This window comes from Xanthomonas phaseoli pv. dieffenbachiae, from assembly GCF_008639345.1.
Lineage (GTDB): Bacteria > Pseudomonadota > Gammaproteobacteria > Xanthomonadales > Xanthomonadaceae > Xanthomonas > Xanthomonas phaseoli.
The window spans coordinates 4,884,968-4,900,057 of record NZ_CP041380.1 but is presented as its reverse complement, the minus strand read 5'-3'; the positions used below and the strand labels follow the sequence as shown (position 1 = coordinate 4,900,057).

The window sequence follows — 15,090 nt, the reverse complement described above, 5'->3', positions numbered from 1 at the left end:
AACGCTCAAAGCGGGGGGATTACCGACGCACCTGATCTTGTTTGATGGCCTCCGATTGCTGCAGGCTCTGCTGGGCCGGCTGCCGGGACGCCTCGCGCCCATCGACATGTGCGTGAAACATGGGCGCGACTCCCATCCCATGCGGGGCGTAAACCGCAAAGACGTTGTGGGCACCATCCTTCCCCAGGCCGCCTGTGACATGGTCCACGCGCTTCAGCAAAGGGTCTTCGATCTGCTGCTTGTAGAGGGCTGCGGTGACGTTCCGGCTCTCTTCGTCGTTCCAGTTGCCGGTGCCCTGCACCCAGGAGTGGATCTGCTGATAGGTCGAGTGGTCCGAGTGAGCGGGATTGTCGGCCAGCACCCGCGAAGGTGACTGAAGCGAGAGAGGCTCAATATCCGGGCGATGCTGCGCTGTGCCCTGTTGACGCACCTCGACTTCTCGCTGCTGACCATGGGAGGTATCGACGAATCCAAACACTCTGCCCTGCCCGCCCAAGTTCAGACCGGCGCCCTCCAGCTTGGCCGTATCGGTGCCGAGCTCTGCGAGGTTGTAACCCAGGCGCGGCAACGCCTGGGTAGTCGAGCCTGCGCGCTCTTTCAGCAAGGCAGCGCCCGCACTCACGGCATCGGCCGCGTAATAACCGGTGTAGTTGGAACTGCCCTGACTGCCCATACTGCTGTCACTTCGATCGAAGTGACACACGGCGACCGCTTCCACGGCAGGACTGGAAATGCTGTTTCCCGTCCGCTGAAGTCCGCGCTCGTCCAAATGGATGCCTGGCTCTAGCTTTCCGTCTTTCACGCAAGCGGTTATTGGCTCGACGCGACGCAGAAACTGGGCCTGGTTGAACTCTCCCGTGGTCGTCGTCACTCGACTGGCAACGGAATTCATGCTCACCAACTCTGCTAAGGCTTCGTTCTGCCTCGCGGACGCGAAGTAGTCCTTGGATGGCGCGGTCACATCAACCACCGACTCACCGTATTGGACGCCGTCTTTTAGAGCGGTATCGAGCTTGAACACAAAGGTGTTCAGGGAAACCTGCGCCGACGGCGCCATCAGCGCATGCCCGGTCTCGTGTCCCAATGTTCCGGCCAACATGTCCAAGCGGTCGGACCGGATGGACGGCGCGAAAATCGAGGTGTTGATGCTGACGGTGCCCGTCTTGTCATCGTAGTGCCCGCCCTCGTTCGGATGGTTGGACACTTCCATGCGACGCAAGGTGCCCAGGTCGATGGCTTGCGTCATCACCGAAGTCAAATAAGGCGATGTATCGATGGCCTCTCGAAGGTCACGCACTGCGCCCTTGGGGAGGCCCGGCTGCTGCTCCAGGTCCTGTAGCAACCGGTCAATATCGCGCTGATCAGCCATCACGCGGCTCCATTTCGAGCCTCACCCGCGAAACGCAGCGTGGGTCGTCGTGCTTGTCCGTGCTGACGACCACATACAAGCCAAGCCCTTCTGCGAGTGCTCGCTCAAAGTAAACCCTCGGCTTGAAGCCCACCGCGCTCTTGGTCACACCGAACCCGGCGGCAACCAACGGGTCATGCAGCGATTTGAACGACAGCTCGCAGGCCTCGGATGGCTGCACGGTCAGCTCGATGGTGTGGCCAGGATGACGTGCGTAGGGCTTCCACACAGCGAACTCGTATCGCCCCGCAACTAGTGCGCCCTGGAGCCCTGTGCGCCGCCCTTGACTGTCTGGCGCCACCTTAAGCCCTGACACTTGCGCAACATGCATCGGCGCCATGTCTGCTCTGGTTTCGAATGATTTGGCCATTCGAACGATGGCTTCGACCAATACACCTGACGTTAGCGCCGGGCCTTGCGGCAATGGTGGGTAATCGCCCAACACCACAGCATTGGGAGCGGCTCGCCGGCTGGCCTCGTCTGCAGCCCTGTCCGCAATAGCAGCGCCTTTGTCTTGCTCGGAGCGCACGTCTGCGGCGCTGGGGGGATGTCCTTCCATCGTTTTCTCCTGAGAGGCATGGTCAGTCCCCGGTCCCTGAGCACAGGCCAGCGTGCCTAACGAAAGGGTAAACACCACAATGCTGCGAATCAGTAACCGCAAGCTGAGGCTCCGTGGATGCTCGATGTGCTTCGTTGCCGCCAGAGTCTAATCGTCAGGTATGGCGCTCGTCCAAGGATGGAATCACGCTCGGATCACTGGTGCCATCAGCACCGTCTACGACAGCGAAGTCACTCGCCAGCCGTCCATAAGCATCGCTAAGCGCATCGGCGATGTCTTCTTCGCTCGCGCATTCGACCATGGCTTCAGTGGGCAATACAGGATGCTTGCCATCGGCCTTCCACACACTCCCGCGCACGTGAAACGCTTTCATTCCCACTCCTTGGATATGGATCTGCCTTCGCAGGCTAGCGTCGGGCAGACTGCGTCGGTGAAGGGGTAGGCTACACCGACCCGCCTTGCCGCCAGGCGATCTGGAAACCCGCTCAGCCCGACCTTCTGAGTGCACTTGACCTGATACGCCCAGGGTTTCGTAGACACTCGAGACACCCGTTGCGCGTAGCGCCGTTCAAACTCTCAGGAAACAGGTCGCTCATTGAACTAAGGTGGCGTCGGGAGTGTTGAATATCCCGATGCAATCGAGCACCTCTGCGCGGGCGGCGCACCTGGGCAATAGAGAAACATCGCCCGATCCTCTCGCCTTCGGGCTGGCCGAAGAAGCTCTCCACTAGGGAGCACTGGCGCTCCCGTGCTGTTGCCGACGTCGCAGGCATACCGACCGCGGCGACGCCACGTCACGCGTGAGGCGCAGTCGCAGCCACAGGGTGCGGTCGAATCACCACCAACGCGTCTCCCGCGGCGACAGGCTTGCCCGCCTTGCAATGCAAGGCCGCGACCGTTCCTGCCTGACGTGCGGCGACCTGGAACTCCATCTTCATGGCTTCCAGGATCACCAGCGGTTCGCCGATCTGGACTTGCTGTCCGACGTCGACAAGAACCTTCCACACATTGCCCCACATGTCCGCCACCACCGCGCTTCCGTGGACAGCCTGCATGACGGCCTCCTCGGCATCCTCCACCGCGTCCACCTTGGGGTCGTTCTGCCACAGCGCCACTTCGGCGGCGTAGGCGGCCTGCTGCCGCTCCCGGAATGCGTCGATACTGCTTGCGTCTTGCGCTAGCAGCCGCTCGTGCTCGGCCAGATCAAACACAGCATCTTCGACTTTGATGTGCGTGCGGCCGGCACGGAAGTCGGCCCGGAACCGATCCAGTTCGACTTCGGTCACTGGATAGAAGCGCACCCGGTCGAAGAAGCGCAGCAGCCAGGGTTCCGCACCGAACTGGCGGTTTCTCAGGAACTTGTTCCAGATCGGCACCGTACGGCCCACAAGCTGGTAGCCGCCGGGCGAGTCCATGCCATAGATGCACATGTACACGCCGCCAATGCCCACCGTGCCTTCAGCCGTGAAGGTGCGTGCCGGGTTGTACTTGGACGTGAGCAGCCGATGGCGCGGGTCCAGCGGCACGGCACAGGGCGCGCCCAGGTACACGTCGCCCAGCCCCAGCACCATGTAGCTGGCTTCAAACACCGTGGTGCGAACATCCTCGCGGCTTTCCAGGCCGTTGATGCGCTGGATGAAGTCCACGTTGTTGGGCAGCCAGGGGGCGTCGCCCTTCACCGTTTCGATGTAGCGCGTGACCGCGCCCAGCGTGGCCGAATCCTCGAAGGCCATGGGGAGATGCACGATGCGGCTCGGGACCTGAAGACCCTCCACGCTGGGCAATTGCGTTTCCAAGGCGATCAGGCGTTCGACCAGTACCGACTGCGCGATGACGCGGCTGTCGTAGTGGATTTGCACAGAGCGCACGCCGGGCGAAAGCTCATGCACGCCGTCCAGCTTCGCGGCCTTGAGCGCTTCCATGAGTAGATGGACGCGCAGCCGCAGCCGAAGGTCGAGTACGTTGGGGCCGTATTCGAGCAGGATGTACTTGTCGCCAGCCTGCCGGTAGGCCACGGCCGGGCGTTCGCCTTCGGCAGGCAGCTCGGCCAGCACGCATTCGGAAACCGTCGCCGGTGCCGCGGGAAGATCCAGCGCGGGCAGGTCCGGCAGCGGGCGCAGCAGGCGGATGGCCTCGTCCTGCGCCTTCTCCAGCGCCAGGGCTTCATCGAAGCCCATGCGCCTGAAACGGATGGTGTCGCCCGGCTTGACCTGGCCCACCTTCCAGAGCTCGGCCTTGACGATGGTTGCCGGGCACACGAAGCCGCCCAGGCTGGGGCCATCGCAGGTCAGGATCACCGGCGTATCGCCGGTGAAGTTGATGCTGCCGATGGCATACACGCAGTCGTGCACATTCGATGGATGCAGCCCGGCCTCGCCGCCGTCGCTGCGCGTCCACTTGGGCGTGGGGCCCACCAGCCGCACACCCAGGCGGTTGGAGTTGTAGTGCACCTGGTAGTCGGTGGTGAAAAAACTGGCGATGCTGTCTTCGCTGAAGAAATCCGGTGCGCCGTGGGGGCCGTACAACACGCCGATGTCCCAGTGCTTGCCATAGCTGGGCACCAGTTCGTGCGGTGCCATGGCCGGCACGCAGGCCGGCGCTGGCGTGGCGCAGACCGCCAGCTCGGGCCGGCTGATGGGCAGCACATCGCCCACGCGCAGCGTGCGCCCGGCATGGCCGCCGAACTGCCCGAGCACGAAGGTGGACCTGCTGCCCAGGTACTCGGGCACATCGATGCCACGCCGGATCGCGATGTAGCTGCGGCAACCGCTGCTGGCCTTGGCGATGCGCAGCACCTGGCCGGCGCGCACTGCGATCGGCGTCCACCAGGGCAGCGGTTCACCGTCGTCCAGGGTCGCCGGTGCCGGCGCGCCGGTGAGCGCGATCACCGCATCGCCATGGAACTTGAGTGTCGGCCCTTGCAGCGTGCATTCCAGGCCGGCAGCGCTCTCGTGGTTGCCGACGATGCTGTTGGCAAGGCGAAAGGCATAGTCGTCCATCGGTCCGGAGGGCGGCACGCCGATGTCCCAATAGCCGGTACGCCCAGGGTAATCCTGCACCGTCGTGTAGGTCCCCGATTCCAGCACCTCGACCACGGGCGAGACATAGTCGTAGCGGTCCAGCAACGAGGTGGACACCGTCCCGGCCGAAAATTCCCTGCTTTGCACGATGCTGCGCAGGTAGTCCAGGTTGGTGGCGCTGCCGTCAAGGCGCGTCGACTCCAGCGCCATCAGCAATTTCTGGCGGGCTTGCTCACGGTCTGAGCCGTGGGCGATGACCTTGGCGATCAGTGGGTCGTAATGGGCAGACACCTCGGTACCGGTCTGCACCCATGTGTCCACGCGCACGCCTTCGGGGAACTGAACATCGGTCAGTACGCCGGGCGCAGGCTGAAAGCCGCGCACCGGGTTCTCGGCATAGACGCGCACTTCGATGGCAGCGCCCTGCGGTGTGGGCAGATCGTCGAAGGATGGCGGCTCGCCAGCGGCAATGCGCAGCATCCATTCGACCAGGTCCAGCCCGGTGACCGCCTCGGTGATGGGATGCTCGACCTGCAGGCGCGTGTTGACCTCAAGAAAATAGAAGGCATCGCGCGCAGCGTCATAAATGAATTCCACCGTGCCGGCCGAGACATAGTTCACCGCTTCGCCCAGCTTCACGGCGGCGTCCAGCAAGGCGGCGCGGGTCGCGTGCGGCAGGTGCGGCGCAGGTGTTTCCTCAACCACCTTCTGGTGCCGCCGCTGCAGCGAGCAGTCGCGCTCGCCCAGCGCCACAACGCGGCCCTTGCCGTCGCCGAAGATCTGCACTTCGACATGGCGCGCATCGGCAACGAAGCGTTCGATGAACACGCCGCTGTCCTTGAAGAAGTTCTGGCCAAGGCGCTGCACCGAATCGTAGGCCGTGGCCAGTTCGGCGGCGTTATCGCAGCGCGACAGACCGATGCCACCGCCGCCGGCCGTGCTCTTGAGCATGACGGGATACCCGATGCGCTGTGCGGCGACTTTCGCATCGTCCAGACGTTGCAACAGGCCGGTGCCAGGTGTCAGCGGCACGCCGGCGGCCTCGGCGATCGCGCGCGCGGTGTGCTTGAGGCCAAAGCGGCGCACTTGCTCGGGTGTGGGGCCGACGAAGACGACGCCGGCCTGCGCACATTGCTCGGCGAACGCGGTGTTTTCGGACAGAAACCCATAGCCGGGGATGACGGCCCCGGCACCGGTCGTCCGGGCAATCTCCAGGATGCGATCGCCACGCAAGTAGGTCTCGGCGGCGCTGCTGCCACCGCCGCTGTTCAGCGCCACCGCTTCGTCGGCAACGCTCACGTGCAGGCTGTCATGGTCGGCGTCGGAATACACCGCGACCGATGTCACCCCCATCTTCTTGAGCGTGCGCGCGATGCGCACCGCGATCTCCCCACGATTGGCGATGAGGACCTTCTTGAACATATGGCGTGCTCCGGTCGATGCAGCGGCTTGGCTTCGGACCGGAGCCCACTGCGAATGGGTAGGTGAAGTTCGTGCGCGATGGTCTAGTCCTTCCGGGCGACGTAGGCACGCCAACCGCCCAGCACAGTGATGTCCTCCGCTCCCCGCGTGGCCCAGGACTCGCAGACGAACCCCTGGACCGTGCGGCCATCGATCAGATCCAGGCTGCCGATACCCAAGGGCGATGGGATCAAGGCGACGAAGGAGCCATAGCGCTCGACCGGCATGGCCCATAGTTCGACCGCGATGGGCGCGCCTTCGCCCGCGCGCAGCAGCCCCGGCTTGGGCGGCACGGTGCCGGGCAAGGCATAGAGGCGATACGCCGCCGAGGTGTGCGTGCTCTCCAGCAGCGTGGCGCCGCGCTCGGTGAGCTGCCCGTTCAAAGGCATGCCCGATAGGTGCGCGCCGACGACCGCGACGACGACTTGGCCATCGAGGCTTGGGGCGGCTGGCGCATCGACCGGTGGCAGATCCTGCTGCGAAGCACCGCGCTTCCAAGGCGCGGCCGCCTGCCAGCGCCGGCCGAACGCGACCAGCCGCGCCTCGTGCCAAGCCGGTGCGATCAGCGTGATGCCTGCCGGCAACCCATCGGCGCGCATGCCGGCCGGCAGCGCAATGGCGCTGAAGTCGAGCAGGTTCACGAAGTTCGTGTAGACGCCCATGCGCGCGTTCATCGTCACCGGGTCGGCCAGCAACTGCTCGATGGTGTAGATGCTGGGCGCGGTGGGCACCAGCAGGCCATCCAGCCCCTGCATGAGAGCGTCGGCCTTGCGTGCCAGCGCCATGCGGCGGTACTCGGCCTTGTAGGCGTCCACCGCGCTGTAATTCGTCGCCTTTTGGACGATGTCGCGCACCACCGGGTGCACGACATCTGGCTTGGCGTTCATCAGCTCCTCGATGGCGGCGTAGCGTTCGCCGACCCAGGGGCCTTCGTAGAGCAGCGCAGCGACCTCGAACAACGGCGCGAAGTCGATCGGCTCCAGTTCCACGCCGATGGTGTCCAACCGTCGCAGCGCATCGGTGTAGACGCGCTCGGCCTGGATGTCGCCAAACCAGTCGGGCGAGGCGGGAATGCCCAGCACGGGCTTGGCGGGCCAGCTGGCGGGACGGACCGGCGCCTGACGCGAATACGCATCGGAGGCATCGAAGCCGCCCATCGCGCGCAGCGCTGCATCGGCGTCATCTACGCTCAGCGCCAGCACCGTGATGCAATCCAGCGTACGGCAGGCAGGCACCAGTCCGCTGGTGCTGACCATTCCGCGCGTAGGCTTCAGGCCTACCAGGTTGTTGTGGCCGGCCGGCACGCGGCCGGAGCCGGCGGTATCGGTGCCCAGCGCAAACGGCACCAGGCCACGGGCCACCACGGAGGCCGAGCCCGAACTGGATCCACCACTGATGTACTCGGCCTTGAAGGCATTGGGCACCGGGCCATAGGGCGAGCGCGTGCCCACCAGGCCGGTGGCGAACTGGTCGAGGTTGGTCTTGCCGATGACCACCGCGCCAGCGGCTTCAAGCCGATCGATCACGGTGGCGTTGTGCGTCGGCTGGTAAGCGAATTCCGGGCAGGCACAGGTCGTGGGCAACCCCGCGACATCGATGTTGTCCTTCGCGGCGAAGGGCACGCCGTAGAGGGGCAGCTTGGACAGGTCGCCGCCAACGCGCATCAGTTGTTGGGCAAGTCCGGCAAGCCGCGACTGCAGACCGTCCAGGGAGAGCAGGGAAATCCAGGCGACATCACCTTGCGGCAGGCCGGCGATGAGGGAAGACAGCAGTTGGGCAGGAGCGGCGCCCTGCGCATACGCCGATTGCCAATCGGCCAGGGTCCAAAAAGCGGTGGTGGTCATGGTCACTCGACAAGTTGGATGGTCGCGGGAAGCTCCTCGGCACGCGCAGCAACTGGTCGACTCAACAACTGAGACCCATCTGAGAATTCTTGAGGTGATCGCGCATTCCGACGCCCATAGATACGTCAGGTGGCGCAGGAACGGGATTTTTTGCGAGAAGCGACGACGTCCTTTGCGAAGGAATTATCCTGAGTGATCGAAAATGAGGTCAGGTCGACTTTCTGAGCGGACTTGACCCTCTGCCTTGCGGCCTCCTCCTCTTTGCGTGCCGATGCCACGCCCTGAGCAAGACCCCGAGCGGAACCACTGCCGAGGGCTTTTTTCTTATTCGCCCGGAAACCCATACATACCCCGACGTCCCCCATCCTAAGTAGCAGTCGGGTTTGGAGTCTGTGGTTGATGATCTCGCTGTTGGCTAGGTGCTGGGCGTAGGAAGCCGGTGCCATGACGCCGATCGCTTTTTTGGGTCGATTCTCGTTGTACTAGCGTCGCCACCGTCCGATGTCAGTGGGCCATTGACCGATTCGACGTAGGCATTTTGGTTTGGCTTTCCGGGTTGTATCAGCCGTAACTGGACGCCATGATCGTGCGCCCAGGCAACCATGGCCTTGCCGCAGAATTCCCGCCGTGATGCCCCGAGGGGAGGCACGCTCGTTACGGATCGTCTTTGGCAGGCCGCGACTGTGCGCCAGTCGCTCCAGCACGCGTGCCACACCATGGCCGAAGATGGCGCGCTCCACCTCTAATGGCGACTGCTTCGTGCGTGGCATCGTCCACGATCACCAGGCACTTGGTTGCCCGGGTAATCCCCCCGCTTTGAGCGTTCGCCAAAAGTGGAGCTAGGCGGCCATCGCCAATTTCATTGCTGGCGTGATACCGCCGAGCGCCATGTTGGGGCGCTCATGGTTGTACGTCCATAGCCAGCGCGTGGCCTTGTCCTGAACCTGCTCGATGGTGTCGAACAACGTTGTGGCCAGCCAGGCGTAGCGGACGGTGCGGTTGTAACGTTCGACATAGGCATTCTGCTGCGGCTTGCCTGGCTGGATGTGCTCGATCCGAATCCCGCGCTGCTGTGCCCAAGCTAGCAGCGCGCCGCTGATGTACTCCGGGCCGTTGTCGCAGCGAATGGCGTTTGGCTTGCCGCGCCAGTCAATGATCTGTTCCAACGAGCGGATCACCCGGGCCGATGGCAGCGATAAGTCGACCTCGATGCCCAGACCCTCACGGTTGAAGTCATCGAGCACATTGAACAACCGGAAGCTGCGGCCGTCGGCCAGCTGGTCGTGCATGAAATCCATCGACCAGACCTGGTTGATCGTCTCCGGCACCGCCAACGGCTCTGGCCGCTCGCGCACCAGCCGCTTCTTCGGCTTGATCCGCAGGTTCAACTCCAGCTCCCGATAGATGCGGTACACCCGCTTGTGATTCCAGCCAAAGCCCTTCACGTTGCGCAGGTGCAGAAAGCACAGGCCGAACCCCCAATCACGATAGGTTGTGGTCAACCGCACCAGCCAATCGGCAATCCGGGCGTTCTCCTCGCTGGCCTTGGCTTGATAGCGAAAGCAGGTCTCGCTCACCGCAAAGGTCCGGCAGGCATGCCGGATGTTCGTGTGGCCACCATCTACGGCCCATCGGGCCATCTCCCGGCGTTGAGATGGCCTCACCATTTTTTTGCCATCGCCTCCTTCAGCAGGTCGGCGCTGAGCTGGGCATCGGCGTACATCTTCTTCAGGCGCCGGTTCTCGTCCTGCAGCTCCCTGAGCTGGGACATCAGCGATGCGTCCATGCCGCCGAACTTGCTGCGCCACTTGTAGAACGTCGCCGAGCTGATGCCGTGTTCCCGGCACAACTCCGGCACGGGCGTGCCGGCCTCGGCCTGCTTGAGGACGGCAATGATCTGGCTGTCGGTGAAGCGGGATGTCTTCATGGAACCTCCTCGGAAAAGGGTACGAGAAAATTCCACTTCTGGCGTCAGCTAACCTGTGGGGGGATTACCGGCGCAGGACGGTGTCGATCTCGTTGCGCGCCATGCGCCCGACCGGGATGCCGGTCCAGTCGGCGACCACGGCGGCCACCGCCTGGTAGTCGACCGTGGGCAGGATCAAGGGCGATTCGCCTTGCAAGGCGGCTAGTTCGGCCTGCACCAGCTGCAGGCGTGCGAGCAGCGTGTCGCGATCCACGCGTATTGGCGCTTCGAGTACGGCAGTGTCGCCAGACGCTGCCTGTGCGACAGCGGCATCGGCATCGGTGTCAGCCTCGGCCTCTGCTTCCAACGCACTACCGGTGCCTTCCACCGGCGCATTGCTGCTGCGCAGTCGTGCGCGCAGCGACAGCAGCTCGTCGACCAACGCCTTTTCGGCACCCCACCGTTGCTCCAGATCACGTAGGCGGCCGTGCTCGCTTTCCAGCAGGCCGGCACAGGTAGCAGCACGCTCCTCCACCACGATGCCGATCGCACGCTCGCGCTCGATGATGGCGTGCTCGGTGTCCAGCGCTTCGATGCGGCGGCGGCTGTCGTCCACCTCGGCCGGCGTGGCGTGCAGGCTGACCGCGACGCGCGCGCAGGCGGTGTCGAGCAGGCTCACCGATTTGTCCGGCAGCTGGCGCGCGGGGATATAGCGGTGGCTGAGCTTGACGGCCGCTTCCAGCGCTTCGTCCAGGATCTGCACGCGGTGGTGTTGTTCCATCGTCGAGGCGACGCCGCGCATCATGCGCACCGCCTTGGCTTCGTCCGGCTCGTCCACCTGCACGGCCTGGAAGCGCCTGGTCAGTGCAGGATCTTTCTCGATGTACTTCTTGTACTCGGCAAAGGTGGTCGCGCCCACGGTGCGCAGCGTGCCGCGTGCCAGCGCCGGCTTGAGCAGGTTGGCGGCATCGCCGGTACCGGCCGCGCCACCGGCGCCGACCAGGGTGTGGGTTTCATCCACGAACAGGATGATGGGCTTGGGGCTGGCCTGCACTTCGTCGATCACCGCGCGCAGGCGCTGTTCGAACTCGCCCTTCATGCTGGCGCCTGCCTGCAACAGGCCCACGTCCAGCGTGCGCAGTTGCACGTCCTTCAATGCAGGCGGCACATCGCCACGGGCGATGCGCTGGGCGAAGCCTTCCACCACCGCGGTCTTGCCGGCACCGGCCTCGCCGACCAGGATCGGGTTGTTCTGGCGGCGGCGCATCAGGATACCGACCACCTGGCGAATCTCGTCGTCGCGGCCGATGATCGGATCGAGCTTGCCCTCGCGCGCTTGTGCGGTGAGGTCGGTGGTGAATTTCTTCAGCGCTTCCTGCTTGCCCATCGCGGCCGGGGCGATGGCGCCGCTGGCCTCGCCCGGTGCAGCGGACTGACCTAGCGAAAATCCATCGCTGGGCAGCAGGCCGCCTTCCGGCGAGCCGGCGACGATCTGCGCGAAGTGCTCGTCCAACACTGCAGGCTTGAGCTTGTCGAACTCCTTGGAGATCGCCAGCAATGCATTACGCAAGCCACGTTCGCTGAGCATGCCGACCACCAGGTAGCCGGTGCGCACCTGCGCCTCCCCGAAGCTGAGCGAGGCATACACCCAGCCGCGCTCGACCGCTTCTTCGACATTGGCCGACAGGTCGGTGACGGCGGTGGAGCCGCGCGGCAGGCCATCCAGCGCGGTGGTGACATCGCGCGCCAACGCGGAAGGATTGAGCTGGAAATGCTTGACGATGCGGTGCAGGTCCGAGTCCTGCAGTTGCAGCAATTGATGCAGCCAGTGCACCAGCTCCACGTACGGGTTGCCGCGCAGCTTGCAGAACACGGTGGCGCTTTCGATACCGCGATAGGCCAGCGGGTTGAGCTTGCCGAACAGGGCACTGCGGGAGATCTCGGCCATGATGCGTCCTTCGAAGTCGGTACGTTGCGTGTGAGCGAAAGGGAGAGCGGTGCGCGTCAGCCCGATGGGCGCAGCAGCACCTCGTCGGCGTCGGCGATGCTCCAGGCGCGGCGGCCCAGCCAGGTGTCCAGGCCCAGCCGGCTATTGCGCGCCAGCTGCGGGGTGGGAACCTCGTCGGCCTTGAGCAACAGCTGCAGTTCCCAGCCGAATTCGTCGCCCAGATAGCTGCGTACTGCGGCGGTGAGCTGCCTGAGCGCCTGGCCTCCCGGAAGGAAGCGTTGAAACACCAGGCGGGGCAGCGGCCCCAGACAGATGCGCACCCGTTGCTGGGCGCCTCGCACGTGTGCGCCCACCACGCTGTCCACGCCCAGCTGCGCGTTGCGCGGGCCCAGACCAAGTTGCAAGTGCGCATCGGCCGGCAGGCGCATCCATTCGGCGATGAATTCCTGCACCTGCACCGGCCATTCGAACACCTGCTGCAGCAGTGCACGCAAGCCTTCCGGCGTACGCGTGGCGGTGCCAAGACGGCCGGCGTAGTAACGACGTGCGTCGTCCGGCAAGGCGTCGCGGTCGCGCAGATGCGGGCTGGCAATACCAACCAATGCATCCAGCCAGGCACGGAACTGGTCGCTCGCCGGCCGCTCGGCCTGCACGCTGGGCTGTGCCTGCGCCCAAGCGCGGTAGAACAGGCTCAGCATGCGGTGATGGAACACATCGGCAAACGCGGCGAAGGCGCCGTCCTTGGTTTGCTGCGCCCGTTCGATGGCGTATTCGGTCAGGTGCAATGGCAATGGCGCATTCGGCCCAAACAGGCCTAGAAATAGACCGTACAGCGCGGCAGGCTGATCGTGCGTTGCCGGTGTGTAGCGATCGAGCGCACGTGGCGCGAAAGCCAGTGACGGCGCATGCCGCAGCCGCAGCACATCGTCGCTGGCGCGCGCCGATTCGCCCAGGCGCGGCTGCAGCGGATGGCAGCGCTCGATCGCGCGCAGAGCCGCGAACGGAGTGAAATCCTGTGGCCGGGTCTGCAGCGCTTGCGCCAGCGCAGCAGCCGCGGCGCTCACAGGCGCGGGCGCGTGCCGGGCTGGGCTGGCCATCGGGCCACCTCGTTACGTTCGGTGGTACGCAGCACGGTCTCGGTAAACGAATTCACCGAGACATAGCGCGCAAAGAAGTGCCGCAGCACCGAAGCCAGCAGGAACGCGCCGGTGCCTTCGAAGGCGGCATCCTCGCAGGTGAGCGTGATCTCCAGGCCGCGGCCGAAGGTGATCGGGCCAGGCACCGGGATGCGCCGCACGATCGGTGTGCCGCTCACCTGCTTGACGCCTTCGATCTGCCGCTGCGCGGATGCATCGAACGGGTCGCAGTACAAGGTGAGGATCTCGCGTAGCGCAGCGGCGCCGTCGGCGCCGTCTTCGAACAGCGACAGATAATTGAGCTGCAATTGACTGAGCAGGCGCCACGCGGTCTGCCCATCCGACAGTGCCGGGCGCGGCTTGGTTGGTCCGGCCACGCAACGCACGCTCTGTACCGGCACGCCATTGTCCATGGTGAAATCGGTGGCGCCCTTGCCTACCGGCATATGCAGCGGCAGATCGCGGTTGCTGCACCACAGTTGCAGCCCAAGCTGACGCAGGCGCGTGCTGCGTGCCTGATCGTCGGCATCGACCAGGCTGACGAACACTTCGCTGCCCACATAGCTCGACCGCGCGCCATCACGGCGCTGCCGTGCCGACAGCATGCGCGGCTCGCGGCGCATGCTGTAGAACGCGCCATGCCGCGCATGCCAGGTGCGAGCGTCGCCCCCGTAGAACGGGGTGAAGCGTTGCTCCGGCTCCTGACGATCGCCGAAGCCTTCCACCTCGCCCAGGTGATGGATCTCGAAATCCATCGGCCGGGTACGGTCGGCCAGCACGTGGTATTCGTGCAGGCCGGCTTGCAGATGGATGCGATCGGCACGCCGCGGGAACAGGTTGATCGCCGGCGTGCAGAACAATTTGAAATGCTCGGCGCCCACTGCCGCAGCCAGGCTGGGCAGGCTGCGTTGCAGCAACACCACCACCTCGAAGCTGCTGCCCTGCAACCGCCGCAATGGCGCGCGCAGTCCGGTGAGTTCTGCGAACAGAAAGCGCTCCGGACAGGCGAAATATTCCTGCAGCAAGCGGTAACCACTGAACGAGCGGCCGTCGTAGGGAATCAATGCATCGTCGTCGGCAAAGCCGCGCATCTGCACGGCATCGGCGCTCAACGTCATCTCCAGCGTGCCACCGCCGGCACCGCTGCCACGCACCACCACCGCAGTGGTATCGGCATGCAGCTGTTCGTACAACCGCTTGGGCAAGCCATCGGCGCCGGCCAGAAACAGCGGCAGCCGATCCAGCGCCAGCGCGTGCGTCTGCGCACCACCCACCAGCTCGAAGCGCAGACGCACGCCGGCACGCACCACGCGCCCGGGCGGCAAGGCGATGCCGGCAGCGGCCAATGCGGCTGGCGATTCCAGATACTTGGCCTCGGCCAGCTGCAATGGCCACAAGGTCACCGCATGCGCGGTGCGGAAGTCGCAGGCGGTACGTTCGCCGGCGCCGATCAGGCTGCGCAACGCGCTTTGTCGCGGCACGGCCACGCCTGCTGCCAGCCCGCTGTCTTTCAGGTCCGGCTGCAACTGCACCACCGCCATCGAAGGCAGCGGTGCCAGATAATGCGGGTAGACCATCTCCAGCAGGTGCTGGGTGAACACCGGGTACTGCGCGTCCAGCTTGAGTTGCACGCGCGCAGCCAGGAATGCGAAGCCTTCCAGCAGCCGCTCGACGTACGGGTCGGCGCATTCGAATGCATCCAGGCCGAGCCGGCCGGCGATCTTGGGATACTCGCGCGCAAACTCCGCGCCCATGTCGCGCACGTGCTGCAACTCGCGGGTGTAGTACGGCAGCAGGCGCGGGTCCAT

General features: G+C 64.8%; 7 protein-coding genes and 3 pseudogenes. All 10 read right to left on the bottom strand.

Translation table 11 applies throughout. The features are described from left to right. Nucleotides 1-22 precede the first annotated feature (22 nt). Nucleotides 23-373, bottom strand: a pseudogene (locus tag FLG15_RS21750) (XVIPCD domain-containing protein); the annotation flags it as partial. Nucleotides 374-1,361: 988 nt separating this feature from the next. Continuing rightward, nucleotides 1,362-2,069 carry a hypothetical protein gene (locus FLG15_RS21745; protein WP_139790887.1) on the bottom strand — a complete coding sequence of 236 codons (708 nt, stop codon included), beginning with the start codon at nt 2,067-2,069 and terminating at the stop codon, nt 1,362-1,364. Nucleotides 2,070-2,121: 52 nt separating this feature from the next. Further along, a complete protein-coding gene (locus tag FLG15_RS21740; protein ID WP_081023071.1) occupies nt 2,122-2,340 on the bottom strand; it encodes a hypothetical protein in 219 nt (72 codons plus the stop codon). Nucleotides 2,341-2,761: 421 nt separating this feature from the next. Further along, nucleotides 2,762-6,409, bottom strand: a complete 3,648-nt coding sequence (uca, locus tag FLG15_RS21735) for an urea carboxylase (RefSeq protein WP_057678178.1) — start codon at nt 6,407-6,409, stop codon at nt 2,762-2,764. Between the two features lie 83 nt (nt 6,410-6,492). Continuing rightward, nucleotides 6,493-8,292, bottom strand: coding sequence for an allophanate hydrolase (gene atzF, locus FLG15_RS21730; RefSeq protein WP_150147390.1), 1,800 nt, complete (start codon nt 8,290-8,292; stop codon nt 6,493-6,495). A gap of 395 nt (nt 8,293-8,687) precedes the next feature. Next, nucleotides 8,688-9,093, bottom strand: a pseudogene (locus tag FLG15_RS21725) (integrase core domain-containing protein); the annotation flags it as partial. A gap of 38 nt (nt 9,094-9,131) precedes the next feature. Further along, a protein-coding gene (locus FLG15_RS21720; RefSeq protein ID WP_223842567.1) for an IS3-like element ISXcd1 family transposase occupies nt 9,132-10,219 on the bottom strand; the annotation gives its coding sequence in 2 pieces (ribosomal slippage) (nt 9,132-9,967 and nt 9,967-10,219; 1,089 coding nt in all). A gap of 70 nt (nt 10,220-10,289) precedes the next feature. Beyond that, nucleotides 10,290-12,146: pseudogene (locus FLG15_RS21715) on the bottom strand (AAA family ATPase); the annotation flags it as partial. 56 nt (nt 12,147-12,202) lie between these two features. Next, on the bottom strand, nt 12,203-13,243 hold the full coding sequence (gene tssG, locus FLG15_RS21710; RefSeq protein WP_057677688.1) for a type VI secretion system baseplate subunit TssG: 1,041 nt from the start codon (nt 13,241-13,243) through the stop codon (nt 12,203-12,205). Next, nucleotides 13,207-15,090: a type VI secretion system baseplate subunit TssF gene (gene tssF / locus FLG15_RS21705; RefSeq protein WP_150147387.1), complete on the bottom strand. Its 1,884-nt coding sequence runs from the start codon at nt 15,088-15,090 to the stop codon at nt 13,207-13,209. Before tssF ends, tssG begins: the two co-directional genes overlap by 37 nt.

What these genes read in the sequence shown, in the direction of transcription:
- tssG (WP_057677688.1), bottom strand. Translation starts at nt 13,243, where the DNA reads ATGGCCAGCCCAGCCCGGCACGCGCCCGCGCCTGTGAGCGCCGCGGCT.
- uca (WP_057678178.1), bottom strand. Translation starts at nt 6,409, where the DNA reads ATGTTCAAGAAGGTCCTCATCGCCAATCGTGGGGAGATCGCGGTGCGC.
- atzF (WP_150147390.1), bottom strand. Translation starts at nt 8,292, where the DNA reads ATGACCACCACCGCTTTTTGGACCCTGGCCGATTGGCAATCGGCGTAT.
- tssF (WP_150147387.1), bottom strand. Translation starts at nt 15,090, where the DNA reads ATGGACCCGCGCCTGCTGCCGTACTACACCCGCGAGTTGCAGCACGTG.
- FLG15_RS21740 (WP_081023071.1), bottom strand. Translation starts at nt 2,340, where the DNA reads ATGAAAGCGTTTCACGTGCGCGGGAGTGTGTGGAAGGCCGATGGCAAG.